The sequence below is a fragment of the Desulfonauticus sp. genome (assembly GCF_055126295.1).
Genome location: NZ_JBSRHE010000011.1, coordinates 43,053 through 69,058, shown reverse-complemented (window position 1 = coordinate 69,058; position 26,006 = coordinate 43,053). Strand labels below are relative to the sequence as shown.

The window sequence follows — 26,006 nt, the reverse complement described above, 5'->3', positions numbered from 1 at the left end:
TTCTGGAAAGGCAAAGGTTGATGCTACCTCCCTGGCTGTTTTATCCGCTGCCAATTTTGCTGCTACTAGAGAAATTGCAAAGCTTATAGGTGAAAAAGAATTTTCTTTACTTTTTCATCGAGGAGAAAATGAAAATATTCATTTTACCCATATTACTTCAGATGTACTCCTCATTGTTTTGTTTAAACCTTATGTTTCTTTAGGGTTGCTGAGACTGAAAACTGATGCTATAAAAAAAGAGATTCAAAATTTTCTAAAAGGGTAGAAAGATGGCCCTTATAAATTTTAAAGAAAAGATTATTCAGGTAAAACTTGTCTATTATGGACCAGGGAGAAGTGGGAAAACGACTAATTTAGTCTATATTTATAATAGATTAAACGAAAAGATGGGTAACTCTTTAACCAGTAAGCTTATTTCCATTGATACTAAAGGTGAAAGAACTTTGTATTTCGATTTTTTCCCTTTGGAGTTGGGAAAGGTTCAAGGTTTGGATTTAAAAATCCAGCTTTATACAACTCCAGGTCAAGTTGTTTATAATTCTACTCGAAAGTTGGTATTAAAAGGAGTCGATGGAATAGTTTTTGTGGCTGACTCTTTGTCTAGCAGAAAAGAAGCTAACATAGAATCTTTGCAAAATTTAGAAGAAAATTTACAGGAATATAACTTAAAATTAGAAGACATTCCTTTAGTATTTCAATGGAATAAAAGAGATTTAGAGACTGATGTGCCTTTGTTGAGTATAGAAGAGATGCAGGATGATTTAAATAAAAAATATAATGCCCCTGCTTTTCCCGCCAGTGCCCTTAAGGGATATAATGTTTTTGAAACCTTAAGAGTGGCCTCTCGACTTACTTTAAAGTACGCGTTACATAAAATAAGTGCTAATAATTTGGCTGTTGGGGGATAAGATGTCCAAGAGCATGGAAGAATTTGAAATAGATTTAGAAGGATTGGAAGCTGAATTGTCTAATCTGGACAATTTTTTAGAGGACACACAAGAAGATAACTTTTTACAGAGAGAAAGTCTTTTTAAAAAGGTTTGTCTTTTTTTGGAAAAAGGAGAATTTTCTGATCTTAACAATTTGATTCAAGATTTAGGCAAGCTTCAATTTGAAGATAAAAAATTAGAGAATTTTAGAAAAGTAATTAAAAACTCTTTGGTCTTGATATCTATTCATAGAAATATTTTTGAACTTTTTTACTTTTTAAAAAATAATACTGATAAATTTTTAAATACTAAAGATGAAAATATTTTAAAAAGAATGGTTTCTTTTTATAAAAAAGCTAAACAAAATAATACAGGTAAGGCTGAAAGCAGTGAACTGATAAAAACCATTGAAGAGGTTATATCTTCTAAATTACATGAAATAAATATAAAAATTGAAGAAAACCAAAGAATACTACATAGAATTATAAGTAAAGAAGCTGAGGTAATTGAAAAAAGAGAGGAAGAAATAGAAGAATATTTTAGTGGAAAAGGTCTTTATGCTAAAGTTAAAATAGATAACTATTATGTTCTAGATAATGAATATATTTTGAATCAATTTAAAATCAATAAAAACAAAGCTAAAAAACTTACCAAGAAAAGTTTTATTAAGCTAAAACAGCTTTTGTCTCCTTTTTCTTCTCCAGTAAAAGATGCTAGAGGAGAGTTACGTAAATATTCAGCTAAGCAGGCAAAAGAGTTAAATATTTATCCCCTTCATATTTCTAAAATGTGCAAAAATCCCAAATGGGCCTTGGTGGTTGACTTGGGAGAAGAAAAAATGGGAGTAATTTTTGCAGAAGAAATAGATAATAATTTAATAGAAGGGGAGGTAGAAAGGGATATATTAAGAAGTGGGTCTTCTACTTTTAAAATTTTGAATCCTAAAGAAATGTGGCAAAAACAACAGGAAGAATGGGAAGGTTTTTAATAGATGCTGAAAGGTAAGCTGGGATCAGTATCTTTAATTAGTGTGGTCCAGATGTTTCATCAAGATGGTAAATCTGGAATGCTTACCATTTATCAGGATAATTATGTTATTGGAAAAATATTTTTTTGGAAAGGAGATATTGTTTGGTCTAAAAAGGGGAATTTAAGTGGCGAAAAGGCCTTTTATCAATTGATGAATATAGAAGAAGGAGATTTTACTTTTGATCCCAATGTACAGGAAAGTGAAAGAAATATTGAGGTTCCCTGTGAATATCTCTTGTTAGAAGCTGTAAGAAAAAAGGATGAACTTAAAGAAAAACAACAGCAAATAATTAATTTAATTAAAACTCGTATTAAGGGAGTAAAGAGTATAAATTTTTCTTTTTTATATAGAGAAATCTTTAAGATATTTAATACCATTTCTGGCCTTGTGGATTCTGGTGAAGTAAAATATATGTGGCTGGAAAACGAGAAAGGGTTTATTTTTATTTTGCCTGTAGAAGGAACTATTTTAGAAATAAAATTTTTTGAAAAAGCTTACCCTCAAGAGGTTTATTCTCTGGTTAAGCAAATATTGGAGGAGGTTTAATTAGTGCTGAGACTACCAATTTTTCCTTATTATTATGTTAATCTCCATTCTTCCTTTATTTTATTAGATGAATTTTTATCTTTTTTAAAAAAAGAAGAATTTAATGGTTTTTTAGAATTTATTTTTCCAAATAAAAAGAATTTTATATTTTTAGAAATGGGCAATTTTTATCAGGGAGTTAGTGTAAATAAAGAGATTAATTCTTGTACTTTGCAAGATATTCAAAACGATTTTGTTTTAAATGTATGTAAGTTGCCTGAAGATGAATTAATTTATTGGTCAAATTTATATTATAGTAAAATATTCTACGAAAATTTAAGCACTGATTTTACTGATACTGTTAAATTAATTAATAAGTTGAAAGCAGAAGGTTTAAATGGAGTTTTAAACATAAAATACAATAAAAACCATCTAAACATTTATTTTTTTAATGGAAATATTTTGGGGATATCTTCTAATGAAAACAATCGGTTTATTAGGGGTACTTCCCAGTTGTCAAATTTAATACCAACAATAAATGAAGCTGTTTTTAATGTATATAAAATTGTCTTTAATGAACAAACTAGTTTGGCTTCGGAATTAGAGCAAATCAAAAAAATCAAAAAAATGTTAACTGATTTATTTAACTATCTTAATTCTATTGATAAAAAATTTACTCTTAATTTAAAGAAGATGTGTTTAGCAGGAGCTAATAGGTATCCTTTTATTGACCCTTTTTCAGGAGAGTTTGAATATTCAAATGGAAAAGTTTATATTGACGATACTATTAATAGGCAAGAAGTAAAAGAAGGAGTTGCTTTTATATTAAATTCTATTGCTAATAATTATAAATTTTCTGAACAACAGGTAAGAGATTTACAGAAAATAATTGAAGATAATGGTTTAAAGGAATTTAATTTTTTAAAATAGTTTATAGATATGAATAAGATATTGAAAAAAATAATGGAGATTGAAGGAGTAAAAGGGGTTTGGTTAGTTTTAGATGGAAAATATTCTAGTGAAATAGCTCTAGATTTAAATGAAGAGATTAAAGACAAACTGGATCAAGTAGTTAGCTATTGTCAAGAAATAGTGAAAAGTGAAAAACTGTTTTTAGGATGTAAAGCAGAATTTGATTTGTTTATGATTGAAGTTTTAAATAATAGACAATATATAGTTATTTGGGCTAGTGATAAAGTTGATACTTCTATTCTAAAAATGGAATTAGATATAATCATAGAAGAAAATTTAAAAAATAATGATAGTTTTATAAAAAAATTTAAGTTTTGGTAATTAATTAATTAATGAAAAGTATAGTTGAGATATTAAATATATTTTTTAATGCTAAACATACTGGTTGTTTGTTTATAAGTGATGGAGATGATTTTAAAAAAAATTGTCGAGTTTATTTTTATAAGGGAAATATTTATGCTGCTGAATATCTAAATAAAGTAGGCTTTGATGCTTTGTTAGAAATTATAGCCTTTAAAGATATAAAATATAAGTTTTTTAATAATAAAAATATTAATAGAGAAGATTTTTCAATAGATACTTTAACTGTCATAAACAAATTAAAAGAGGCTAGTATGCTGGAACTAAACAAAAAAATTCGCTTTATAGCTGAAGAAAGAGAGGTTTCTTTTAGTGCAAAAGAATGGAAAATACTTGCCTTATCTCAGCATAAAATAAATTTAGATAACTTAATTAAGCTTTCTGCTTATTCTAAAGAAGAAGTGTTAAAAATAGTTAGTGGATTAAAAGACAAAGGTATAATAGAGTTGGTAGACACTTGGGAAGAAAAAGAAGAAAATAAGGTCAATAGTCGCAAGTATACTCCACGTGTTTTTTGGTCTACTTTAAGTGCTGAGCTTAGTAAAACCTTAGGCCCTGTGACTAAGGAGATTATTTTAGATGAAATATATAATTTAGAAGAGGATGTAGATAAATTTCCCATTAATAAACTTCCTCTTTTAATTGAAAAATTAGCCTCGGAAATAGATAATCCTAAAGTTAGACTGGACTTTCAAAAGAAAATGTTAGCAACAATAAAGAAATTGTAAGGAGGATTTCATGAGTATTAGGTGGAAATTTATTTTAATTTTTTTACTTACTTCTTTATTTCCTTTGATTTTAGCTGGAGGAGCTGGTTTTTATCATATTGAAGAAATTAGTAAAGTTGCCATTTCAGAAAGTAGTAAAAGTATAGAAAAGGCCTATGAACAATTAGTAGAACAAAAGACTTGGGATATAAAAAAGAGTTTAGAGCATTTTATTTCTATGAATATGATGACTCAAGAGAATTTTGATCTTCAATTGTTGCAGTTTGATCCTTCTTTTACTTCTTTTGGTGTTCAAACTTTTGGAAAAACAGGCTTTACTTATCTTGTTTATGGCGATAAAGATAAATACAAATATTTTTTGCATCCTAATCCTAAACTTATTGATCAAGATATAACTTCAGAAATAAGTAAAAATTTTAAATTAAAACAAATTTTAAGTTTGGCTGATAAACAGGGGGTTATGGGAGGATATGTTGAAGAGAAAGGAGAAAAATATTACTATGTAATAGCTAAAATCGCTTCTTCTCCTCTTTTTGTTTTTAGTAGAGTGGACTATAAAGAAATAGAATCTCCTATAAATAATTTAAAGTATGCTTTTAATGAGGAGAAAAATAAATTCTTGCTTCAATATCATATAGGTGGAATTGCTACAGGTTTAATAGTAATTTTAGTGGCTTTACTTTTTAGTATAAGACTTTCCAGGCCCATAACTTACTTAACAGAAGTAGCTGAGAGAATTAGTTTGGGAGAATTGGAAACTCCCATTGATATTACCTCTACAGATGAGATTGGAGATTTAGCTGATGCCTTGAGGAGGATGCAGGTAAGCTTAAGAAAGGCTATTCAACGCCTCCAGCGTCGCTCTCAAAGGAGGTAATAATATGTTTAAAAAAATAATTATTTTTTTAAGTCTTTTGCTCTTATTAGGAGTTGGCTTTGTACAGGCGCAACCAGTTAGCTTAATCCCCATAGAAGATAGCTATTATAAGAGTAAATTTGGACAGTATACTTATCCTACAGTTTATTTTTCCCATGAAGTTCATGCCAATGAGTATCAGATAAGTTGTAAATCCTGTCATCATATTTATAAAAATGGAAAAAATGTTTGGACTCCAGATGAACACAGTAAAACTTGTGCTGAATGTCACAATAAAACTAAAGTAGAAGCTGTGAATGCTTATCATATGAAATGTTGGGGATGTCATAAAAGGATAAAAGAGTTATATGAAAGTGCTGATACGCCTACTAGTCAGTGTAATAGATGTCATATTAAAGAGAAAGATTTAATCAAAGAGAAAAAAAGAATTCAGGTGAAACTAGAAAAAAAGGACAATAAGCTGTTTGAAATTATTCATAATTTAAAAGTAGAAGGTTTTTATTAAAAGGGGAAAAAATATGTCTGAATTAGATGTAAAAAAGATAGAAGAAGCAGCTTTTGCGGCAATTGATGATATTTTTTCAGAAAATAAAGGAAGTGATGATTTAATTTTAAATTTAAAATCTAAAATACTGGCCTTAGATTGGGAGTATTCAGACAAGGATATAAAAGAATTATTAGAGATTTTTCAAAACTTAAAGTCAAGATATACAGATAAAATAAATTCAGTCATTATTTTAATGATGTCTAATGTGGCTAAGTTTTTATTGCTGGCTAAAGAAAAATCTCCTGCAGATACCTTAAGTGTATTAGCTTATATAGTAGATTTTTTTGTTAAATATAATTCATCAGAAATAGATGAGAGTGAAAAAAAGAAATATATTCAGGAAATAAAAAGAAAGTACGCTAGATTAAAAGAAGCTATAAGTAAGGTAACTCAAGCTCAAAAGGATGATTTATCCGAGAAAAATAAAGAAGAAGTTGTAGTTATTGATAGTAAAGTTGAAACAGAAGAGGTAAAAGAAAAAATTCCTGAAGTCTCTAATGTATCTGTAGATAAGCAGGTTACTCCTGAAGATTTAACTAAAGTGATTACTCCTATAGTAAAAAAAGTAGTATCTCAAGTAGAGTATAATTTATCTACGATAATTGAAGAAAATTTTAAATATATAACAGAAAAGCTTCGTAAATTTGAAGATGCTATTGATAAATTAGAGCAAAAATTAGATAGCTTGTCAGAATTAAATATTTCTAAAAATGAAAGCACTTTTGCAAAGGAGTTTATTTCAGATAAAACATTAGACGCTAAGCCTTCTCCGAAAACTAGAGAATTTGACTTTTTACAAGAGGATAGTGAAATTAGTTTTGCTCCAGAAATAGAAGAAGAAAAAGCTGAAATTGAAGAAGTAAGTGAAAAAGAAGAGCTAGTAAAAGATGAAAGTAAAGATGTTTTTGATTTAGATAAGGAGCCAGAAAGTGCAATAGAAGAAGATGGTTTTGATATTGAAGAAAAGGTATTGGAAGCTCCTAAAGATATTTATCCTTATGTGCGTTTGTTTGAGTTAAAAGATAAAATTATAGCTTTAGATGATGAACTAATTTTAAACATGTATAAGGTATCTCCTTCAAAAGCAAAAAAGCTTTATAGTAAAGAAAGTTTTAATTTAAAAGAATTGGGTGGTTTGTTTTCTAAACTTTCTAAGAAAATGCGAGGCAGTTTAAGCGATAAAAAAGATAAAGAATTAAAGAAGTTAGAAGTTCAAGTATATAAATATCCAGATGAGCTGGTAGATAAATTTAAATATGCTATTTTAGTAGAAGGAGATCCCTATAAAGTTTTATTTGTAAAAGATATATATAAAAATATGCTTTTCTTGCCAGAAGATAAGCAAGATAATGATGAGGATAATGTTTTTGACTATAAGTATAAGATAGATAAAATTGGATATGCTTATTCTTTTAATTTATTATAGGAAGGTGAGTTGTCTTTATGACTCCTAATAAAAGTTTCCAGGTGCGCTTAAAGGAAGCAAAGATTTGTATAGAGCAAGGAATTTTAGACAATGCAAAGGATATTTTATTAGATTTACAAAAAAGATTAGAAAATGATGATAGTGAAGATAAGTCTTTAATCAGTTTAAAAAAGGAGGTAGAAAGGTTATTAAAAAAAATTGAAGAAAAAGATGAAGATTCTCCGAAGATAAAAAAAATAATTAAAGAAGGCAATCTTAATGAAATCTATGAAAGAGCATTAGTTTTTACTGAACTTGGAATTTATGAAGATGCTTTAAAGGACTATAAATATCTTATTTTATCTAATTTTAAAACTGTAGAATTAATTCCTAAAGTTATCAATTGTTTTCAAAGATTAGGGAAAAAAGTAGAAGTAGTTAAATTTTTTGATGAGATACTTAAAAATGATGAAGTTAAAGATGTATATAAAGATATTATAAGATTAGAAGTAGCTAAAATATTAGAAAAAATAGGTATATATTCAAAAGCATATGATTATTATAAAAATATTAAAAATCAAAAAGTTTTAGAAACTATTCAAGATAAATTAAGACTATTAGCGTCTAAGATTAAAGGGGGGTCTAAATATAGCTACATTCTAGAAACTTTTATTTCTAAGGATGATCTTCAGGAAGCTATTAAGAAGGCAAATAAAGAAGGTAAAAGTGTAGAATATATATTAATCCATGATTTTAAAATTCCTAAAGAAGAGGTAGGTAAATCTTTAGCTTTATTTTATGATTGTGATTTTTTTGAATTTAAAAAGAGTTATGCTCCTCCTTTAGAATTAATACATAACTTAAAAAAAGATTATCTATTAAATAATGTTTGGTTTCCGTTATTAAAAAAGAAGAACAAAATAATTGTGCTTATAGATGAACCAGATGACTTTTCTAGAACAGATACCATAAAAGCTATATTAAATAGCTATGATGAGTCCTTTATTTTAGAATTTGCTGTATCTATAAAAGAAGATATCTTGGATTTTATTAATTTTTATTTAGGAGATAAGATTGAACACTTAAGGATTGAGCTTAAAGAATCTGAAATGGATTTAGATGAATTAGTGGATGGAGTTGAAGATGATGTAGAACCTATAGAAGAAAAAGAAGATGTATTTTTATCAGAAAGTGATAGTAAGGTTGTTCGTTTTGTAAATAGGATTATTTTAGATGCTCATAAAAGAAAAGCTTCAGATATTCATATTGAACCTTCTCCAGGTAAAAAAAAGACTATAATTCGTTTTAGAATTGATGGTGTTTGTCAAAAATATTCAGAAGTTCCCAATAGCTTTGCTAAGCCTGTTGTTTCTCGTATTAAAATAATGTCCAATTTAGATATTGCAGAAAGGCGTTTGCCTCAAGATGGAAAAATAAAGTTTAAACAAAAAGGAAAAACTATACTGGAGCTTCGTGTTGCTACCTTACCAACTGTAGGTGGATATGAAGATGTGGTTCTGCGATTGTTGCATGCAGGTAAACCTCTTGCTCTTCCTGAACTGGGGATGACTGAAGAAAACATGGAAAATTTTAAGAAACTTATTGTTCAACCTTATGGCCTTATTTTAGTGGTTGGACCTACGGGTTCTGGTAAAACTACTACTTTACACTCAGCTTTAAGCTATATTAACACTCCGGAGAGAAAAATTTGGACTGCTGAAGATCCTGTAGAAATTACGCAAGAAGGATTAAGACAGGTAGAAGTTAAACCCAAGATAGGCTTAACATTTGCTAGAGTTTTAAGAGCGTTTCTGCGTGCTGACCCGGATGTAATTATGATTGGTGAAATGCGAGATGAAGAAACTGCCTCTACTGGTATAGAGGCATCTCTTACTGGTCACTTAGTATTTTCTACTTTACATACCAACAGTGCGCCTGAAACAGTTACTCGCTTACTGGAAATGGGATTAGATCCACATAACTTTGCAGACTCTCTCTTAGGGGTATTAGCTCAAAGACTTCTGAGAAGATTGTGTCCTAAATGTAAAGAAGGGTATCATCCGTCTCAAGAAGAATTTGAAGAGTTTGTGGATGAATACGGACGAGAACAGTTTTTAAAACTTGGGATTAATTACGATGATGATCTTATTTTTTATCGGCCTGTAGGTTGTGATGACTGTGGAAATACTGGATATAAAGGAAGAGTTGGTATTCATGAATTATTAGTTAACAATAATAAAATTCAAGACCTTATTAAGAAGAGAGCTCCTACTGAGGATATTCGCAAAATAGCATTGGAAGAAGGTATGAATACTTTAAAACAAGATGGCATGTTAAAATGTTTACAAGGAATAACAGATATTAAAGAAGTCAGAAGAGTTTGTATTAAATAATACAATTTAATACAATTTTTATGATTACCAGGCAACAAAAAAGGAGCTAGATACTAGCTCCTTTTTTGTTGGTAAAAGAATGAGGTTAATATTTTAAAAATACACTTTGCAGCTACAGATTGAGAAAGCACATTGAAGGGTTGAGGTGCTAATTCACAAAAGTCCATCCCCACTAAATTTAAAGGCCAAAGTTCGCTTATAAAAGTTTTAAACCATTCATAACTTATTCCACCTGGTTCTGGGGTTCCAACTCCAGGCATGATACTTGGATCCAGGCCATCAGCGTCAAAAGTTAGATAGAGAGGTCTTTTGCTGATAATTGCTTTACATTTTTCAGCCACTTGAGAAGGAGATAGATTTTCCCAAGGGAAAAAAGTTGTAATGCGGGGGGAGTTTTTTATCAGGTTCCACTCTTCTTTACATACACTTCTTATACCGATTTGTATAATTTCACAGCCCAATTCTAAACATCTATTCATAACACAGGCATGAGAGTATTTACTGCCTTCATACTCATTTCTTAAATCCGCATGTGCATCTATTTGTAATACTACTAAGTCTTTATAAGCTTGTTTATAGAATTTTACTAAAGGAAAAGTTATAGAATGTTCTCCTCCTAAAGTGCAAATAAAATCATTTTGAGGAACAAAGTTGTTTCGTAAAAAAGTTTCTATATCTTTTAAAAAAAATTCAACTCCGTGAACATTTCTATTTATTTCTGGTAACAGTTTAAAATAACAATATTCTTCTAAACTTATTGCAAGCTCTGGATCAAAACTCTCTATTTGAGTGCTTGCTTCAATAATGGCTTCTGGTCCCTTTTTAGTTCCAGTCCCATAACTTACAGTTCCTTCAAAAGGAACAGGAAGTACCCAGATTTTTTTCTTATTCTCTAAAGATGCAAAATCTGGCAAGTCAAAGAACTTACTTTGCATATAAATCCCTCTATTCGTTAGGGTATAAAGACTACAGCTGAAATTGTAGTAGTCCACATCCCACCTATTCCAGTAGTGACGCAGGGAGCAGACCAGGATCTAACAATTTTTCCACTCATAAGATAAATTTCTCTTCGTTCATCATAGTCTTTATTAACATCAAACTCAATACCTAAAGTTGTAGCCAGCATAGTAGAAGCTAAATCTTCCGCAAAATCACCTATTTCTTTTTCGTCTGCTCCAAAAGCAGTATGTTCAGAGATATAGCCATATTGATTTTTATCAGCAGGTAAAGCAATACCAACAGCAGATCCTACCAACCTCCCTTTTTCATTGGTAGAGTTTCTAGACATAACACAAAAAGTTATTTGTCCAGGAGAAAGTAGTTTAACTCCTTCTTCTAAAGGGATTAATTCACAATTAGGTGGAAAAATACTGGAAACATATACTAGATTTTGTTTTTCTATTTGAGCATCTCTTAAAGCTAATTCAAAAGATTGTAATTTGTTTTTGTGTCTTCCTATTCCGGTTGTAAAAAATGCTTTCGTTGGTACAAACATTTAAGGTCCTCCTATAATTTAGAATATTTCTTTATGAAAAAAGTTATGTTATTTTTTTGTAAAGTGTCTTGTATAGATTCATTTTCTTGTTTAGTTGAAATTATTTTCATCATAACGCGTGTCCATTTTTCTTTTTTTATATTTACTTCTTCTAAATATATTTCATGTTTATATTTTAGTGATAATTTTTCTAGTTTTAACTTTAAACTTTCTGCATCTTTTTTATTTTTAAAAGATCCACATTGATATATATACACAAATTTATCTTCTTCTTTTTCTATACTGTTTGTTGTTGGAAAAGAATTTGATTTATCTTGTTTTAAATTATCTTTTTTTCTTAAGGCGTCTAAAAAGGTTAACTCTTCAGAGGGAATTATGTTTTCATCTTGTTTTATTTCTTTTTTATTTTCTATTTCAAGAAATGGAGGTTTATAACCTCTGCCTACAAAAATACCTAAAATAAAGCTCCAACACATCCCAATAAAAAAAATTAATACTATACAAGTTATACGTATTGGAGTAAGTTGCCAGGAAAATAAGTTTTTAGTCTTTTTTTTGTCCATTTTACATTCTGTTAGGGGCTTCTACTCCTAATAAGGATAATCCAGTATGAAGGATTTGTTTTACTCCAAGAAAAAGATTTATTCTTGTTCTAGTTAATTCTAAGTTATTATTATCCAAAATTGTATGTTCATTATAATATCTATGTAAAAGGCTTGCTAATTCTTGGAGATAAAAGCTTAAATGATGAGGAGAAAGGTTTTCAGCGCATATAGATATGGTTTCTGGGAATTTTGCCAGGCATTTAAGTAAATCTAAGTCTTCTTTTGTATCTAAAAGATGAAGATGGTTTTCTAATTCTTCCAGAGAATAGGATATATTTTTTTCTTTAGCTTTTTCCAAAAGAGAGCATATCCTGGCATGTGCATATTGTACATAATAAACTGGATTTTCTAAAGATTTCTTCTTAACCAGTTCTAAATCAAAGTCTAAATGACTATCACTTTTTCTAGTAAGGAAAATAAATCTGGCAGCATCTACGCCTACTTCAGAATATACTTCTCTTAAAGTTACAAATTCACCTGCTCTGGTGGACATGGCTACAGGCTTACCTTCTCTAAGTAAATTTACTAGTTGTACTAAAATAACTTGTAATTGTTCTGGAGATTTACCTAAAGCTTGAATAGCTGCTTTCATTCTGGGAATATATCCGTGATGATCTGCTCCCCAGATATCTACTACCAGGTCAAAACCACGTGCAAATTTGTCTGCATGATAGGCAATATCTGAGGCAAAGTAGGTAAGATCTCCACTGGACTTTTTAAGTACTCGATCTTTATCATCACCCCAAAGAGAAGTTTTTAACCATAAAGCTCCATCTTTTTCATAGGAAAATCCTTTTTCCTGGAGATAGGTTAAAGTTTTCTCAACTTCACCTCTTTGGACTAAAGATTTTTCAGAAAACCAAATCTGATGTTCCACTCTAAAATTTTTTAAATCATCCTTTATGTCTTCTAAAATTTTATCTTTTGCGTATTCTGTACAATATCTTAACCCTTCTTCTTCATTATTGAGTAAATTTTTTCCCTTTAACTCAATTATTTCTCTGGCTATATCATAAATATAAGTTCCTTTATAGCCGTCTTCTGGAAAATTAACTTTTTCTCCTAATAGTTCTTTATATCTGGACCAAACAGAACGGCCTAAAAGGTTTATTTGCCTGCCAGCATCATTTATGTAGTATTCAGTAGTTACCTCAAAACCAGCAAAACGCATTATTCTGGCCAGGCTATCACCTAAAGCTGCTCCTCTTCCATGACCGATGTGCAGGGGGCCGGTTGGATTAGCAGATACATATTCAATTTGAACCTTTTTGCCTTTTCCAAGGCTTAAACGGCCAAAGTTTTCTTTTTCTTGAAATATATTTAAAAGAATTTTTTGCCATACTTGAGGAGTAAAGGTGAAGTTAATAAAACCAGGCCCTGCTACTTCAATATTTTGAATAAATTCAATTTGAGAAAGCTCTTTTTGAATTTCTTCAGCCCATTTTCTGGGAGGCAAGTTGACCTCTTTAGCGGTAACTAAAGCCAGGTTAGTGCTTAAGTCTCCAAATTTAGGATCTGTAGGAGGATTAAGCACTCCTTTAGCTGGCCAGGATATATTGTATTTTTGTAAGATAGTCTCCAGTTGTTCTTTGAGATACTTTTTTAAATCCATTAGTTTTCTTCTCCTAAGATTTTAGTTTCTTCAAGAGTGCTTATTTTTTGGACTTTTAACTCAGGATGAGAAATAATTTGAGAAATCATTTTGGATAAAACACCTTTTGGCCCTAATTCCAGATAGGAAGTTATATTTTCCTTAAACATATTTTCTATGCTTTGGTACCACAATACAGAGGATACCATTTGTTTTTTTAAGTTGTCTTTTATATTTAGGGAGTTTATTTCCTTTAGGGAAGATACATTACAAAATATTGGATATTCAGGAGTTCTAAATTCTATTTTGTCTATCTCTTTTTCTAACTCCCTTGCTGCTTCTTGCATAAGTGGAGAGTGGAAAGCTCCATTTACATTTAGTTTTATAGCTCTACATTTAAAATTTTTAGATTCCTCTATAAGTTCTTCTATAAGGCTTTCTTCTCCGCTTACTACATATTGAAGAGGAGTATTGTAGTTGGCTATTAAAATAATACCTTTATTTTGTAATTTTTTCACTATTTCTTCTAATTGTTCTAAGGGTAGCTTCAAAATTGCCACCATGGAACCAGGAGTGTCTGAAGTGGCTTCTTGCATGAGACGCCCTCTAATGCTAACCAGTTTTAAAGTATCTTCTATTGAGATTACTTTACTGGCTGCCAGAGCAGAAAATTCACCCAAACTATGGCCAGCTAGAGCTACAGGAGAAAGTTTATTTTTTAAAAAATAAAAAAAGGATAAATTTACAATGGTAAGAGCAGGTTGAACATATAAGGTTTGAGATTGTTCTTGTTCATTTCCATCCCAATAGACTTCTCTTAAGGGAAGGTTAGATATCTTTTCTCCCAATTTCCAGAGTTCCATGGCCTCTGGCCAATATTCAGCCAGATCCCTACCCATATTTTTTTCTTGAGAACCCTGACCTGGAAATAAAATAGCTCCGCTAAAAGTCATAAGCACTCCTTTGCTACAAAAATCAAGCTTGCTAGAATAATCTTTTTGTCTTAGAAAGTCGAGAAAAATATAGGGTGGGGAAAAAGTGCTTACAGAAAAAAATATTAATATCAATATATCTTTGGATAAAGAAGAAGAAAATAAACTTAATGATTATCTAAATTTACTTGAATTTTGGAATAAAAAGATAAATCTGGTTGGATTTAAGAATGTAAAAGATATATATGACAATTTAATAGTCGATAGTTTTTATTTGTATGATTTTATTAAAGAAAAATTTAAAGAGAAAGATTTGATTTTTTTTGATTTAGGATCAGGAGCTGGTATCCCAGGAATACCTTTTAAAATCTTGTATAAAGAAGGAATATATTATTTAATTGAAATTAGAAAAAAAAGAGTTGTTTTTTTAAAGAACTGTATACTAAAATTAAAATTAGAAAATACTTTTATTATTGATAGATATGCTCAAGAAGTTAATTCTTTATTGGGTAGAGCACATATAGTTATAGCCAGGGCCTTTAAACCCTATTTAGAAGTTTTAGCCCTGGCTAAAGACCTTCTTTTGCCTAAAGGAAAAGTTATAATTTTAGCCAATGAACAAACACCTAAAATAACGCCTTCTTCCTGGATCTTAAAAACGACTTATAAATACCAGGTAAAGAAAAAAAATCGTTACTTTTGGTTGTTTGAATTAAACATTTGACCTAAAGCAGAGTTTTTAAAAATTAATCTGGTAGCAACTTCATCTGCAACTTCTGCTAAGTCCATCAGTCTCTCTAAATAATCTAAAATTTCCATTCTTCTTTCTTCAGAGGAGTATTTGAAGTCTTCTTCTAATTGTCCAGATTTTAAGTAATTTTCTAAGTCAGTTAAAAACTTTTCATTTAGCATATTGGCCTCTAATCTAAATAAAATTGATTTTTGACCTTACAATTTTCATTGTTTCTTCAGCACTTTCTCTAGCCAATTTATTTCCTTTTTCTAAAATACTATCCACTAATTGGCTATCTTTATCTATGATTTTTCTTTTATCATGGATTGGTTCTAAAAATTTAATTAAATTATTTAACAATATTTTTTTACAATCTACACATCCCCATTTGGCTTGGGTACAATTGGTAATTATTTCTTCTTGCACTTCTGCAGGGGTCATTAATTTATGATAAGGGAAAAGATTGCATATATTTGGATTGCCTGGGTCATTTTTTCTTTTTCTATTGGTATCAGTTAGCATAGCTCTTATTTTCTTTTCAATAGACTTTATATCTTCATTTAAATAAATGGAATTACCATAGCTTTTACTCATTTTTCTACCATCTAATCCAGGCAGTCTGGCAGCTTCAGTAAGTTTGGCTTGAGGTTCAGGAAAGGTCTCACCGTATAAATAATTAAATCTGCGGGCTATTTCTCTGGTTAATTCCAGGTGAGGCAATTGGTCTTCTCCTACTGGCACTAATTGAGGTCTATATACAAGTATATCAGAAGCCATAAGTACCGGATAGCCCAGGAACCCATAGGTATTTAAATCTTTGGCAATAAGTTCTTGTTTAACCTCTTTGTAGGTGGGATTTCTTTCTAACCATCCCAGAGGGGTTAACATGGAAAGTAGAAGATGAAGCTCTGCATGTTGTTTTACCTGAGATTGTAAAAAAATGATGCATTTTTCAGGATTAAGCCCCACAGAAAACCAATCTTTTACCAATTCATAGATAAAATTACGAATTTTTTGAGGTTCACTGTACTCACTAGTTAAAGCATGCCAATCAGCTACAAAAAAATAACACTCATATTCTTCCTGGAAGTTTATCCAGTTTTTTAAAACTCCAAAATAGTGCCCCAAATGTAAAGGACCTGTAGGTCGCATGCCTGAAACTATTCTCTTTTTTTCCATACTTTCTCCTTATCCTAAGATATAAAAGTAAATGAAGTTGAGAACAATATTTAAAAACTTATTAAATAGTCCAGTAAATAAGAATAAAATAAGAACAATAAAACCATATTTTTCCCAGGAAAGATAGGTGTAGGTCCATTTTTCTGGTAAAAAATAAGCCAGTATTTTGCTTCCATCTAGAGGTGGAATGGGGATAAGATTAAATACTCCTAAAATAATATTTACAATAACTCCTGCTGAAGAGATAAGATATAAAGGCTTGAAGAAATAAATGGTTAACCAACTATAAGGGTTGGGATTAAGCCAGGTAACTAACTTTAAAAGCAACCAAAAGCATATTGCTAAAATAAAATTAGCACCTGGACCAGCTATGGACACCAATAGGAGCCCCTTTTTTAGGTTTTTGAAATAAGCAGGGTTTATGGGAACAGGTTTGGCCCAACCTATTTTACGAGTAATTAAAAGCACCATAAGCCCCAGAGGATCTAGATGTTTTAAAGGATTTAAAGTTAACCGTCCTGCCTTTTTAGCAGTAGGATCTCCTAACAGATAGGCCACATAACCATGAGCTACTTCATGTAAAGTAATACCTAGTAAAAGAGGTAAGAGGAAAATGGATAGTTCTTGAATTATTTGACCAAAATGCATGGAGCTTTGGTTAGCAGCAAGTCCAAAAAGGCGCAAGCAATAAATTTATAACCGATCACAGGGAATAGATTCTAAGAGATTTTCTAGATAATCTGTAAGAGAGTTTTTTAGGTCTTTTAAATCAAAGTGTTTATTGCAGACACGGCAATAAAGGTTTACTTTTTGTCAGGAAGGTTTTAGCTTAAGAGTATGTTGACAATGTGGACAATTGGGTAATTTATTTTCATCTTTTCTCTTTAACATAAATGTAATTATCGCTTATTTTGAGGTGTTTGGCAAGAAAAATGAGTGGCAAAGACTATTTAGGAGAAGAACTCCTTTACAATCTCTTGAAAGAAAGTGCGGATAACTTTTTTGGCCGTAGAGTAAGGGTGGAAAAGGATATAGAATTCTTAAAAGAGAAGATAGAAGAATTAAAAAAAAGAAAAAATAGAATTGAAAATTTAAAAAAAATTTTGGCCTGGCTTTTAGTAACTCCTGACAATTGGAAAAAATTTTGGGAGTTATTAAAAGTAGATATTAGTTATCCAGAAAATTTAGATTTTAACAATTTTAATTCTTGTAAAATATCTATTTTCTTTTGGTGGAGATATAAAAATATTTTTTTAAGATATTATAATATTTTACACAAGGAAATAGAATATTATCTTTATGGAGAAGAAATATATGATTCTAAAAATAAGATGAAAAAAATAACTTTTAACTATAACTTGCTTTTTAAATTGATTGAGGAAATAAATAGAAAAATAAAAGATATAAACACCTTTTATACTCCAACTAAATTTTTACAATTTTCCAAAAAAATGACTATGAATGTAGATAATTCAGATATAACAGGTTCTATGTTTGTATATAATATAGATGATAATTTTAAAATCAAATCTTTAGAGCTGGAGAAAATGGGTATTCCTGCTTATCAGGAGATTCCCTTTGGTAAAAACACAGAAAAGAAGATTTCTAACTTTTTAAAAAAAATCTATAAAAGAAATAAAAAAGAAATAAAAAATAGACTTAAAAATATATGTTAAACTTAAATTCTATACCTAAATTACCTGGGGTATATATTTTTAAAGACAAAGATGATAATATTTTATATATTGGAAAGGCTAAAAACTTAAAAAAAAGAGTAAATTCTTATTTTCAAAATAATCTCAAGTCCATCAAAACTCTTAAATTGTCTTCTCAAATAGAAAATATAGAATATTTGGTTACCCATAGTGAAAAGGAAGCACTAATCCTTGAAGCAAACTTGATAAAAAAATATAAACCAAGATATAATATTTATTTTAGAGATGACAAGCAATATATTTATTTAATACTGAATAATGAAACTGAGTATCCATATTTAAAACTAACTAGAAAGAAAAATAATTTTAATGAGATATATGGTCCTTATACGTCAGCTAATCTTGCTAGAGATACGTTAAAAGTTATAAATAGATACTTTAAACTACGTAAGTGTGGTGGAAATTTAAAAAAAAAGAAAAGTCCTTGTTTACAATATCATATAAATAGATGTTTTGCTCCTTGTTTTTTTGAAATAAGCAAATCACTTTATTTATCTGAATTAAATAAGGTTAGATTGTTTTTAAAAGGCAAAAAAGAAGAACTTGTTAGTTGTTTAAAAAGTGAAATGTTTTCTTATTCTGAAAAATTAAATTTTGAAAAAGCTGCTGAGATAAGAGATAAATTGATTGCCATAGAAAAAACCTTAGAGCAACAATATGTAGAATTTAAAGAAGATAATTCTTTAGATGTTATAGATTTTTATATGGATGATTGGCTTATAAAAATGAGCGTTCTCTGCGTGCGTGAAGGAAAGGTTTTTGATAATTTTGTCTATTCTTTTGAAAATATCTACTTTGAAGACAAAGAAGATATTTTTCTCAAAATAATTATTCAATTTTACTTAACTAAAGATTATATTCCTGATAAGATAGTAACTTCCTTGAATATAAAAAACAATGATTTAAGTGCTTTTTTTTCTGAATTTTTTAAAAAAAATATTATAATTGTTAATAACAGAAGAAAATATGCCAAACTTTTAGAGTTAGCCCGTTTAAATTTAATAAACAAAGAAAATAGTGATTCTGAAGATTTTATTTTTTTAAGAGACAACAATATTTATAGTATAGAAGTTCTGGATGTATCTCATTTTTATGGCCAAGATACTTTTTTGGGTTTAGTTCGTTTTGAAAAGGGAAGATTAGCTAAAGACAAGTATAGATTGTATAAATTTGAAAATTTAAATAATGATATTCTGGTATTTAAAGAATTTTTAAAAAGAAGAATAGGTAATAATGATTTACCTGATTTGTTTTTAATTGATGGTGGAAAAACACATTTAAAAAACTTTGTTCAAGAGCTAAAAAAATATGGCCTGCAAAATATAAAAGTGATAGCCATTGCCAAAGGGGATAAACGAAGTAAAAATTATCTTGAAGATAAAATATATTTTTCTTCTGCTAAAATGAAATTAGAGTTAGCTCCAGGAGATAAGTTTTCTTTATTTATTCAAAAGCTTAGGGATGAAGCTCATAGATTTGTTTTACAAGCTCAAAAAAGAGCTAGATCCAGGCGTTATACAAAAGACCTATTGTCAGAAATAAAAGGTATTGGCCCCAAGACAGCAAGACTTATCTGGCAAAAGTTTAATACCTTAGAGAGAATAAAAAAAGCTTCTGTAGAAGAATTAAGTCATATTGAAGGAATTGGTCTGAAAAAGGCCAGGATAATAAAAAAAGAATTGGAAAAATTATAACTACTAGCTACCAATAATTCTTAACAAAAAGACTAAAAACATGCCTAATCCTAAAGATACAATATAATTTACTCCCTTTTTAGCCAAAAAATAAGCTAAAATACATCCTAAAAGATAGGGAAGGTTAATGGTTGGATTATGGTTTTTAAAAGTTAATATTTCTTTTACAATTAGAGAGGAAAGTATCGAAGCTGGAATTAGTTTTAACCATTTTAAAAAATCTTGAGGTAAATTTATTTTGGAGAAAATAATTCCAGGAAGAGCCCTGGGAAGATAGGTTACTAAGCCCATAAAAATAATTGTGATTATTATTTGTTTTTCCATTTACTTATTCCTAGTCCAATTGTAGCTGCCAATATAGAAGATAAAATAACGCTTAAGTTATTCAAATTGATAAAGTTGAAGAATAGAGTAAACATACTGGAGATAAGCACCACCAGGATATGAATAGGCTTATTAATCTGCCAGGCAATAAGTACTGCAAACATACCAACTAGAGAAAAATCAAGACCGAATTTAGAAATATCTGTTATTAAATTGCCAAAAATTATTCCTAAAAATGTTCCGGTTATCCAGGATAAATGAGATATTATATTTATAAGTATTGATTTGTATATAGAATTGTTGTTTTTACTAAAATTAAGATAATGAAGAGAAAAGGTTTCATCTGTAAGTTCAAAAAAGAAAAAGGGAAGAAGCTTTTTGGGCCATTTTTTCAAATATGGAGTTAAGGCCAAGGACATGAGAAGATGTCTTAAATTAACAATAAATGTAGTTATAATAATTACTAAGGGTGAAACTTTTTGAGCAAAAAGAGACACTGCAATAAGCTGAGCAGAACCTGCATAAACTATTATGGACATAAGCAAAGAGGCTAGGGGAGATAGACCTATTTTAATGGCCATAACTCCAAAGGTAAATCCTACCGTTATATAACCTAAGGCTATGGGAAGAGTTATTTTTAAAACCTGTAAAGTTTCTTGTTTCAAGTTGTCCATGCTCAATTTATAGCTTGTTTTTTGTATGGATAACAGATACAATTTTTCTTAAAAAAGGGCATAACAGATGGGCTTTAAATATACAGAAGTTGAATCAACCATTATTTCCTATCTGGAAAAGGGCTTACTTAAACCTGGAGATAGGCTTCCTTCCCTTAGAAAATTGAGTGTTACTCTGGGGGTTTCCTTAAGTACAGTTAATCAGGCCTATCTAAACTTGGAAAAACAAGGTTTAATTGAAGCCAGGCCCAGGTCAGGCTATTATGTTCTTTCTTATCCTAATCATCAGTTAGATTATCCCAAGTCTCCCCAGACGGATTTTACCCCCAGAACTTTTAAAAGAAAGGACCTTATTTTAGAAGTTTTAAATGTGTTGGGTAATGAACAGCTTTTACCCCTGGGTATTATTGCTCCTCATCCTAGCTTGTTGCCATTAAAGGAATTAAACAGGGCTATGCGTTCTGTTTTGCAGGAAAATAGAGCAGAAATATTAAATTATGAAAAAGTAGAAGGCAATTTTTTGCTTAGAAAACAAATTTCTTTTGAATATCTGGATATTATTCCCAGTCTAAATCCAGAAGATATGCTAATTACCAATGGAGCTATGGAGGCTTTAAGTTTAGCTGTTAGAACCTTAACCAGACCTGGAGATAATGTTCTTATTCAATCTCCTACTTATTTTTGTTTCTTACAGTTTTTGGAAAATTATGGCCTGAGAGCCATTGAAATTCCTTCTAATCCTAAAAGGGGAATAAATCCCAAAGATGTAAGAGAAGCTTTAGATAGGTTTGAAGTCAAGGCCTGTATTTTTTCTGCTAACTTTAATAATCCTGATGGTAGTTTAACCACAGAAGAACAAAAAAAAGAAATAGTTGCTTTGCTTGCTCAAAAGGAAGTTCCTCTTATCGAAGATGATGTTTCTGGCGATATTTATTTTGGAGTTCATAGACCCAAAGCCTTTAAAACTTATGATCAAAAAGGTTTAGTTGTTTATTGTTCTTCTTTTTCTAAAACCCTTTGTCCTGGATATAGAGTAGGGTGGATTCTTCCTGGACGCTTTTATAAAAAGGTATATGAATTAAAAGCAACAACCAGTGTATCCTCTACTACTCTTTGTCAATTAGCTTTAGCAGAATATTTTAAAAATAATTCCTATACAAAAAATTTAAAAAAATTAAATAAGCTAATAGAGTTACAAATGAAAAACATTCTAGTTGCCATAAACAAATATTTTCCTAAAGGTACTAAAGCAACTTCTCCTCAAGGTGGATCTGTCTTGTGGTTGGAATTACCTTTGCAAATAGATAGTATTTTATTTTTTCAAAAGGCCCTGGAATTAGGTATCAGTATAGTTCCTGGAAATATCTTTTCTACTCAAGATAGATTTAAAAATTTTATTCGCATAAGCTGTAATGGACTCTGGAATAAAGAAGTAGAGAATGGCATTGCCAGGTTAGGCCAGTTGGCCTATGAGTTAATTAACTAAATATTTTTAAACATTGTGATAAGGATGTCCATTTATAATAGTGAAAGCTCTATATATTTGTTCTAATAAGACCACCTGAGCCAACTCATGTGGTAGAGTCATCTTAGATAGGGAAAGAATTAAGTCGGCCTTTTCTTTTAAAAGAGGGCCATGTCCATAAGGCCCTCCAATGATAAAAACTGGATTTTTCTGCTGGTAAATAATGGTTTCTTCCAATTTTTTAGCCAGTTCTTTACTGGAGAATTGTTTACCTTGTTCATCCATTAAAAATAAATAGTCTCTATCTTCAACTTTTTTTATAATTTCTTCCCCTTCTTTTGTTTTTATTTTTTCTATATTTTTATCCTTTACATCTTTTATTTCTATTCTATTAAGATTAGCATATTTAGATATTATTTTGTTATAATAAAGAATAGCTTTTTGATTAAAGTCTTTTTTTACCTTTCCAACATATATTAACTTTATCCTGGAATTAAATTTCATTATATCATATATTGTTTCTTATCGTTTCACTAATGTTGTTCAAATCAGAGCAAAAAATAAATCCATTTTGTTTTAAAGTATTTATTTTATCTTCTAAGCTATTTTTGCCTTTTTCCAAAATAGCGCCTGCATGTCCCAAACGTTTACCTGGAGGGGCTGTTTGACCGGCAATAAAAGCAAAACAGGGTTTGGAAAAGTTCCTTTCTTTTAAATAATAGCTTAAATCTTCTTCTGCTGTGCCACCAATTTCTCCTAAGATAAGCAAGGCTTTGGTTTGAGGATCCTTTTCAATAAACTTGATTAGGTCTTTAAATTCGCTACCAATAAAAGGATCACCGCCAATACCCACACATAGAGATTGTCCCATACCAGATTTGCTTAATTGGTTGACACATTCATAAGTCAGAGTCCCAGAACGAGAAAAAATAGCCACTTGGCCAGGTCTAAAGATATCAGCAGGCATAATTCCTACTTTTAGTTTGCCCGGGACAATTAGCCCTGGCGTATTGGGACCAATAAGCACACTAGAAGAGGATTTTATTTTGGGTAAAATGCCAAGCATATCCTGCTGGGGAATGTTTTCAGTAATACAAATGATAAAGGGAATTTTTTCTTCTACTGCTTCTAAAATTGCATCTACTGCAAAAGCTGCTGGAACAAAAATAATACTGGCATCTATTTTAAAATTGGCACAAGCTCTTTTTACTGAGTTAAATACAGGTATTCCCTGGACAGTTTCTCCTTCTTTAAAAGGAGTTACACCTGCTACTATCTTGGTTCCATATTTCAACATTTGCTCTGTATGCAAAGAACCTTCTTTGCCAGTTATGCCTTGCACTAAAATTTGAGAGTTTTCATTTAAAGGAAAGGTTGTATCATTGTTTTGAGGGGTTAAAATAACATCTTCCTGATTAGTTGTTTTTTGATAGTTAAAATCTTTTTCTATTTTCAGACGATATTTTAAAAGCTTAATAGCTTCTTCCAGGTCATCTGCCAAAAATAACTGGGGATAATTTAAGTTTTTTATGATTTCTTTGGCTTCTTTATTTTTGAAACCAGAAAATCTAATGACGATTTCCTTGGGTGGAGGAGAGGTAAGTACTTTACTCAAGGCACTAGCAACTCTATCACAGGACAGAATGCCTCCAAAGATATTGATAAAGATAATTTGAACCTTGGGATCAGCAAACAAAATACTAAAGGCCTGTTTTATTCTTTCCGGGGTAGCGCCACCGCCTAAATCTAAAAAATTGGCAGGCTTTAACCCTGCAAAATTGAGCAAGTCCATGGTGGCCATGGCCAGACCTGCTCCATTAACTATCATACCCACAAAACCATCTAATTGATGAAAGCTAAGTCCATATTTTCTAGCCAAGTTTTCTAGTTCGCTTTTATGTTCAGGAGTATAGTATTCTTCCAAACTAGAGTTAATAGAAACAAAACTGTCATCCAGCTCTACCTTTCCATCTAAGGCTATAAATTCCTTATCCTTGGTTAGTACTAAAGGGTTTATCTCCAGTAAAAGAGCTTTATTATCTTTAAAGGCTAGAAAAATATTTTTTAGAAGTTGATAGTATTTTTTATATAAGGATTTATCCAGTTGAAGATGAAAAAAACTGTTTTTTATATGATAATCTTGTAATCCATAGTTGTCTAAATGTTGAATAAGCAAATTATCTTTTGAGGATTCTTCAATATTTATTCCACCTTCTCTCCCTGTACTAAATACTATGCTCTTGCTTTTTCTATGCACAGTAAAGGATAAATAAATTTCTCTCTGGATATTTACTCCTCTTTCTATTCTCAAAAAAGGTGGTTTTTCACTTTTTATTTCCAGATTTAAAATTCTTTTACTTTCTTGGATAAACTCGTCTCGACTGTTAACTACTTTAATTCCACCAGCCTTACCCCTTCCGCCAGTAAGCACCTGAGCTTTTATAACCCAGGGAAAGGCAAATTCTGGAGAAAAGTTTTCTACTTCAGCAGGTAAGACCAGATAGCCTTCTGGGACAGGAATGTTATATCTAGAGAAAAGGATTTTACTTTTATGTTCATTTAACTTCATACCAAGCTCCTTAAATTAAAGGCAATTGTCTTCCAGGGCAATTAAGTCTAAATATACTTCCCTTCTTCTAGCAACAGTTACTTTATCTCCATCAATTAGTAGTTCAGCTGCCCTTGGCCTGGAGTTGTATTGGGAAGACATGGTAAAACCATAAGCCCCTGCAGAAAAGACTGCCAAAAGATCATCTTTAGTAGGGGCTGGTATTTCTCTGTCTTGGGCTAAAAAATCTCCAGATTCACAAATAGGACCTACAATGTCTGCAGTTATTATTTCTCCCTTATTTTCCACCACAGGACTGATTTTATGATAAGAACCATAAAGAGAAGGTCGTATAAGGTCATTCATAGCTGCATCTACAATGATAAAATTTTTCTTTTTTGTTTTCTTGGTATACAAAACCCTGGTTACCAAGATTCCTGCATTGCCAGCTATAACTCTGCCAGGTTCCAAAATGAGAGTGAGGTCAAGTCCTTTTAATTTTTCTTTCAGGGCTTTTCCAAATTCTAAGGGGTGGGGTGGCTCTTCCTGGTTATAAGTTATTCCCAGGCCTCCACCCAGATCTAAGTACTGAATGTTTATATTCTGTTTTTTCAATTCCTCATAGAAATCCAGGATTTTATCCAGAGCATCTAAAAAAGGAGAAATACTGGTCAATTGAGAACCAATATGACAGTCTATACCAATGGGTTCGATGTGAGAGAGTTCCTTAGCCAGTTTATAGCCCTGCAGGGCAAATTCTCTGGCTAGACCAAATTTATTTTTTTCCATGCCTGTGGAGATGTAAGGGTGGGTTTGGGGATCTACTTCTGGATTGATGCGCAAACTTATTCTAGCCTTTTTATTTAAGTCCTGAGCTACTTCGTTTATTTTTTCTAATTCTTCCAGGGATTCCACATTAAACATTAAGATATCTGCTAGTAAAGCTTCTCTTATCTCGTGTTCTCTTTTCCCCACACCAGAGTAAACTATTTTTTGAGGGGAGATGCCTGCCTTTAAAGCTCTAAACAATTCTCCTCCAGACACAATATCCATACCAGCTCCAAGCTTACCTAGTAGTTTTAAGATACACAAGTTGGAATTGGCTTTTACAGAATAACAAGTAAGATGTTTTAAGTCTTCAAAAGCTGAATCAAAAGCTTCAAAATGCCTTTTAAAAGTCTTTGCAGAATAGATATAAAGAGGTGTGTCATATTCTTCTACCAATTTTCTTACAGGTATGTCTTCTGCAAATAATTCTCCATTTTTGTACTCAAAGTAGTGCATG

General features: G+C 30.5%; 28 protein-coding genes and 1 pseudogene. 15 read left to right on the top strand and 14 right to left on the bottom strand.

What is annotated here, in order from left to right; all coding sequences use genetic code 11:
• The 11 genes from ACTCIM_RS08005 to ACTCIM_RS07955 form a co-directional block, all read left to right on the top strand.
• Window positions 1-265 (top strand): roadblock/LC7 domain-containing protein (locus tag ACTCIM_RS08005; RefSeq protein WP_472314900.1); only part of this gene is annotated, 265 nt, incomplete at its 5' end.
• A gap of 4 nt (window positions 266-269) precedes the next feature.
• Window positions 270-908, top strand: coding sequence for a GTP-binding protein (locus tag ACTCIM_RS08000; protein WP_464279842.1), 639 nt, complete (start codon window positions 270-272; stop codon window positions 906-908).
• A 1-nt stretch (window position 909) separates the two neighbouring features.
• A complete protein-coding gene (locus tag ACTCIM_RS07995) occupies window positions 910-1,917 on the top strand; it encodes a hypothetical protein (protein WP_472314898.1) in 1,008 nt (335 codons plus the stop codon).
• 3 nt (window positions 1,918-1,920) lie between these two features.
• On the top strand, window positions 1,921-2,505 hold the full coding sequence (locus ACTCIM_RS07990; protein ID WP_464279839.1) for a DUF4388 domain-containing protein: 585 nt from the start codon (window positions 1,921-1,923) through the stop codon (window positions 2,503-2,505).
• A 3-nt stretch (window positions 2,506-2,508) separates the two neighbouring features.
• Window positions 2,509-3,414, top strand: a complete 906-nt coding sequence (locus ACTCIM_RS07985) for a hypothetical protein (protein WP_464279838.1) — start codon at window positions 2,509-2,511, stop codon at window positions 3,412-3,414.
• 9 nt (window positions 3,415-3,423) lie between these two features.
• Window positions 3,424-3,777, top strand: a complete 354-nt coding sequence (locus ACTCIM_RS07980) for a hypothetical protein (protein WP_472314897.1) — start codon at window positions 3,424-3,426, stop codon at window positions 3,775-3,777.
• An 11-nt stretch (window positions 3,778-3,788) separates the two neighbouring features.
• A complete protein-coding gene (locus ACTCIM_RS07975) occupies window positions 3,789-4,544 on the top strand; it encodes a DUF4388 domain-containing protein (RefSeq protein ID WP_464279836.1) in 756 nt (251 codons plus the stop codon).
• 10 nt (window positions 4,545-4,554) lie between these two features.
• Window positions 4,555-5,421, top strand: a complete 867-nt coding sequence (locus tag ACTCIM_RS07970) for a HAMP domain-containing protein (protein ID WP_472314895.1) — start codon at window positions 4,555-4,557, stop codon at window positions 5,419-5,421.
• 4 nt (window positions 5,422-5,425) lie between these two features.
• Window positions 5,426-5,926: a cytochrome c3 family protein gene (locus tag ACTCIM_RS07965; protein WP_464279834.1), complete on the top strand. Its 501-nt coding sequence runs from the start codon at window positions 5,426-5,428 to the stop codon at window positions 5,924-5,926.
• A gap of 13 nt (window positions 5,927-5,939) precedes the next feature.
• A complete protein-coding gene (locus ACTCIM_RS07960) occupies window positions 5,940-7,394 on the top strand; it encodes a hypothetical protein (RefSeq protein ID WP_472314894.1) in 1,455 nt (484 codons plus the stop codon).
• Window positions 7,395-7,411: 17 nt separating this feature from the next.
• Window positions 7,412-9,766: an ATPase, T2SS/T4P/T4SS family gene (locus ACTCIM_RS07955; RefSeq protein ID WP_472314893.1), complete on the top strand. Its 2,355-nt coding sequence runs from the start codon at window positions 7,412-7,414 to the stop codon at window positions 9,764-9,766.
• A gap of 53 nt (window positions 9,767-9,819) precedes the next feature.
• On the opposite strand, the gene speB is transcribed toward ACTCIM_RS07955, so the two are convergent.
• Genes speB through ACTCIM_RS07930 form a run of 5 tightly spaced genes read right to left on the bottom strand, consistent with a single transcriptional unit; the run spans window position 9,820 to window position 14,410 of the window.
• Window positions 9,820-10,701 carry an agmatinase gene (gene speB, locus ACTCIM_RS07950; protein WP_472314891.1) on the bottom strand — a complete coding sequence of 294 codons (882 nt, stop codon included), beginning with the start codon at window positions 10,699-10,701 and terminating at the stop codon, window positions 9,820-9,822.
• Window positions 10,702-10,718: 17 nt separating this feature from the next.
• Complete coding sequence (locus ACTCIM_RS07945; protein ID WP_464279830.1) at window positions 10,719-11,261, bottom strand: pyruvoyl-dependent arginine decarboxylase; 543 nt, start codon at window positions 11,259-11,261, stop codon at window positions 10,719-10,721.
• A gap of 11 nt (window positions 11,262-11,272) precedes the next feature.
• Window positions 11,273-11,824, bottom strand: a complete 552-nt coding sequence (locus ACTCIM_RS07940; protein ID WP_472314890.1) for an SPOR domain-containing protein — start codon at window positions 11,822-11,824, stop codon at window positions 11,273-11,275.
• Window position 11,825: 1 nt separating this feature from the next.
• The gene (gene argS / locus ACTCIM_RS07935; RefSeq protein WP_464279827.1) at window positions 11,826-13,478 is read right to left on the bottom strand and encodes an arginine--tRNA ligase; all 1,653 of its coding nucleotides are present in this window, start codon (window positions 13,476-13,478) and stop codon (window positions 11,826-11,828) included.
• Window positions 13,478-14,410, bottom strand: a complete 933-nt coding sequence (locus ACTCIM_RS07930) for an ACP S-malonyltransferase (protein ID WP_464279826.1) — start codon at window positions 14,408-14,410, stop codon at window positions 13,478-13,480. The genes argS and ACTCIM_RS07930 overlap by 1 nt, the downstream gene beginning before the upstream one ends.
• Before the next feature lie 85 nt (window positions 14,411-14,495).
• Between ACTCIM_RS07930 and rsmG the strand changes: the two genes are divergently transcribed.
• The gene (gene rsmG, locus ACTCIM_RS07925) at window positions 14,496-15,113 is read left to right on the top strand and encodes a 16S rRNA (guanine(527)-N(7))-methyltransferase RsmG (protein ID WP_472314889.1); all 618 of its coding nucleotides are present in this window, start codon (window positions 14,496-14,498) and stop codon (window positions 15,111-15,113) included.
• On the opposite strand, the gene ACTCIM_RS07920 is transcribed toward rsmG, so the two are convergent.
• The 4 genes and pseudogenes from ACTCIM_RS07920 to ACTCIM_RS07905 all read right to left on the bottom strand — a co-directional run.
• Window positions 15,083-15,301, bottom strand: coding sequence for a hypothetical protein (locus ACTCIM_RS07920; protein ID WP_029966630.1), 219 nt, complete (start codon window positions 15,299-15,301; stop codon window positions 15,083-15,085). The genes rsmG and ACTCIM_RS07920 overlap by 31 nt on opposite strands.
• A 13-nt stretch (window positions 15,302-15,314) precedes the next feature.
• A complete protein-coding gene (gene trpS, locus ACTCIM_RS07915) occupies window positions 15,315-16,301 on the bottom strand; it encodes a tryptophan--tRNA ligase (protein ID WP_472314887.1) in 987 nt (328 codons plus the stop codon).
• A 9-nt stretch (window positions 16,302-16,310) separates the two neighbouring features.
• A complete protein-coding gene (locus ACTCIM_RS07910; protein WP_472314885.1) occupies window positions 16,311-16,985 on the bottom strand; it encodes a site-2 protease family protein in 675 nt (224 codons plus the stop codon).
• 9 nt (window positions 16,986-16,994) lie between these two features.
• A pseudogene (locus tag ACTCIM_RS07905) lies at window positions 16,995-17,099 on the bottom strand (dual CXXC motif small (seleno)protein); the annotation flags it as partial.
• Window positions 17,100-17,233: 134 nt separating this feature from the next.
• Between ACTCIM_RS07905 and ACTCIM_RS07900 the strand changes: the two are divergent.
• The gene (locus ACTCIM_RS07900; protein WP_464279824.1) at window positions 17,234-17,977 is read left to right on the top strand and encodes a hypothetical protein; all 744 of its coding nucleotides are present in this window, start codon (window positions 17,234-17,236) and stop codon (window positions 17,975-17,977) included.
• Window positions 17,971-19,710 (top strand): excinuclease ABC subunit UvrC, encoded by a 1,740-nt coding sequence (gene uvrC / locus ACTCIM_RS07895; RefSeq protein WP_472314883.1) that lies wholly within the window; start codon window positions 17,971-17,973, stop codon window positions 19,708-19,710. The genes ACTCIM_RS07900 and uvrC overlap by 7 nt, the downstream gene beginning before the upstream one ends.
• Before the next feature lie 3 nt (window positions 19,711-19,713).
• On the opposite strand, the gene ACTCIM_RS07890 is transcribed toward uvrC, so the two are convergent.
• Together ACTCIM_RS07890 and ACTCIM_RS07885 are read right to left on the bottom strand one after the other, a co-directional pair.
• Window positions 19,714-20,034 (bottom strand): AzlD domain-containing protein, encoded by a 321-nt coding sequence (locus ACTCIM_RS07890; RefSeq protein ID WP_472314881.1) that lies wholly within the window; start codon window positions 20,032-20,034, stop codon window positions 19,714-19,716.
• Window positions 20,019-20,699 (bottom strand): AzlC family ABC transporter permease, encoded by a 681-nt coding sequence (locus tag ACTCIM_RS07885; protein WP_472314879.1) that lies wholly within the window; start codon window positions 20,697-20,699, stop codon window positions 20,019-20,021. The genes ACTCIM_RS07890 and ACTCIM_RS07885 overlap by 16 nt, the downstream gene beginning before the upstream one ends.
• Window positions 20,700-20,775: 76 nt before the next feature.
• Between ACTCIM_RS07885 and ACTCIM_RS07880 the strand changes: the two genes are divergently transcribed.
• Window positions 20,776-22,194 (top strand): aminotransferase-like domain-containing protein, encoded by a 1,419-nt coding sequence (locus tag ACTCIM_RS07880; RefSeq protein ID WP_472314877.1) that lies wholly within the window; start codon window positions 20,776-20,778, stop codon window positions 22,192-22,194.
• Window positions 22,195-22,200: 6 nt separating this feature from the next.
• On the opposite strand, the gene ACTCIM_RS07875 is transcribed toward ACTCIM_RS07880, so the two are convergent.
• The 3 genes from ACTCIM_RS07875 to lysA are packed head-to-tail and all read right to left on the bottom strand — an operon-like array spanning window position 22,201 to window position 26,005.
• Window positions 22,201-22,677, bottom strand: coding sequence for a 23S rRNA (pseudouridine(1915)-N(3))-methyltransferase RlmH (locus ACTCIM_RS07875; protein WP_464279819.1), 477 nt, complete (start codon window positions 22,675-22,677; stop codon window positions 22,201-22,203).
• Between the two features lie 4 nt (window positions 22,678-22,681).
• Window positions 22,682-24,742 (bottom strand): succinate--CoA ligase subunit alpha, encoded by a 2,061-nt coding sequence (gene sucD / locus ACTCIM_RS07870; RefSeq protein WP_029969726.1) that lies wholly within the window; start codon window positions 24,740-24,742, stop codon window positions 22,682-22,684.
• A gap of 15 nt (window positions 24,743-24,757) precedes the next feature.
• Entirely contained in the window at window positions 24,758-26,005 is a 1,248-nt protein-coding gene (gene lysA, locus ACTCIM_RS07865; RefSeq protein WP_029969724.1) for a diaminopimelate decarboxylase, read from the bottom strand.
• Window position 26,006: the final 1 nt, after the last annotated feature.

Bases quoted from the DNA above. Each gene is read 5' to 3' on its own strand.
- ACTCIM_RS08000 (WP_464279842.1), top strand. From the start codon at position 270: ATGGCCCTTATAAATTTTAAAGAAAAGATTATTCAGGTAAAACTTGTC.
- ACTCIM_RS07995 (WP_472314898.1), top strand. From the start codon at position 910: ATGTCCAAGAGCATGGAAGAATTTGAAATAGATTTAGAAGGATTGGAA.
- ACTCIM_RS07990 (WP_464279839.1), top strand. From the start codon at position 1,921: ATGCTGAAAGGTAAGCTGGGATCAGTATCTTTAATTAGTGTGGTCCAG.
- ACTCIM_RS07980 (WP_472314897.1), top strand. From the start codon at position 3,424: ATGAATAAGATATTGAAAAAAATAATGGAGATTGAAGGAGTAAAAGGG.
- ACTCIM_RS07975 (WP_464279836.1), top strand. From the start codon at position 3,789: ATGAAAAGTATAGTTGAGATATTAAATATATTTTTTAATGCTAAACAT.
- ACTCIM_RS07970 (WP_472314895.1), top strand. From the start codon at position 4,555: ATGAGTATTAGGTGGAAATTTATTTTAATTTTTTTACTTACTTCTTTA.
- ACTCIM_RS07965 (WP_464279834.1), top strand. From the start codon at position 5,426: ATGTTTAAAAAAATAATTATTTTTTTAAGTCTTTTGCTCTTATTAGGA.
- ACTCIM_RS07960 (WP_472314894.1), top strand. From the start codon at position 5,940: ATGTCTGAATTAGATGTAAAAAAGATAGAAGAAGCAGCTTTTGCGGCA.
- ACTCIM_RS07955 (WP_472314893.1), top strand. From the start codon at position 7,412: ATGACTCCTAATAAAAGTTTCCAGGTGCGCTTAAAGGAAGCAAAGATT.
- speB (WP_472314891.1), bottom strand. From the start codon at position 10,701: ATGCAAAGTAAGTTCTTTGACTTGCCAGATTTTGCATCTTTAGAGAAT.
- ACTCIM_RS07945 (WP_464279830.1), bottom strand. From the start codon at position 11,261: ATGTTTGTACCAACGAAAGCATTTTTTACAACCGGAATAGGAAGACAC.
- ACTCIM_RS07940 (WP_472314890.1), bottom strand. From the start codon at position 11,824: ATGGACAAAAAAAAGACTAAAAACTTATTTTCCTGGCAACTTACTCCA.
- argS (WP_464279827.1), bottom strand. From the start codon at position 13,478: ATGGATTTAAAAAAGTATCTCAAAGAACAACTGGAGACTATCTTACAA.
- ACTCIM_RS07930 (WP_464279826.1), bottom strand. From the start codon at position 14,410: ATGACTTTTAGCGGAGCTATTTTATTTCCAGGTCAGGGTTCTCAAGAA.
- ACTCIM_RS07920 (WP_029966630.1), bottom strand. From the start codon at position 15,301: ATGCTAAATGAAAAGTTTTTAACTGACTTAGAAAATTACTTAAAATCT.
- trpS (WP_472314887.1), bottom strand. From the start codon at position 16,301: ATGGAAAAAAAGAGAATAGTTTCAGGCATGCGACCTACAGGTCCTTTA.
- ACTCIM_RS07900 (WP_464279824.1), top strand. From the start codon at position 17,234: ATGAGTGGCAAAGACTATTTAGGAGAAGAACTCCTTTACAATCTCTTG.
- uvrC (WP_472314883.1), top strand. From the start codon at position 17,971: ATGTTAAACTTAAATTCTATACCTAAATTACCTGGGGTATATATTTTT.
- ACTCIM_RS07890 (WP_472314881.1), bottom strand. From the start codon at position 20,034: ATGGAAAAACAAATAATAATCACAATTATTTTTATGGGCTTAGTAACC.
- ACTCIM_RS07880 (WP_472314877.1), top strand. From the start codon at position 20,776: ATGGGCTTTAAATATACAGAAGTTGAATCAACCATTATTTCCTATCTG.
- ACTCIM_RS07875 (WP_464279819.1), bottom strand. From the start codon at position 22,677: ATGAAATTTAATTCCAGGATAAAGTTAATATATGTTGGAAAGGTAAAA.
- sucD (WP_029969726.1), bottom strand. From the start codon at position 24,742: ATGAAGTTAAATGAACATAAAAGTAAAATCCTTTTCTCTAGATATAAC.
- lysA (WP_029969724.1), bottom strand. From the start codon at position 26,005: ATGCACTACTTTGAGTACAAAAATGGAGAATTATTTGCAGAAGACATA.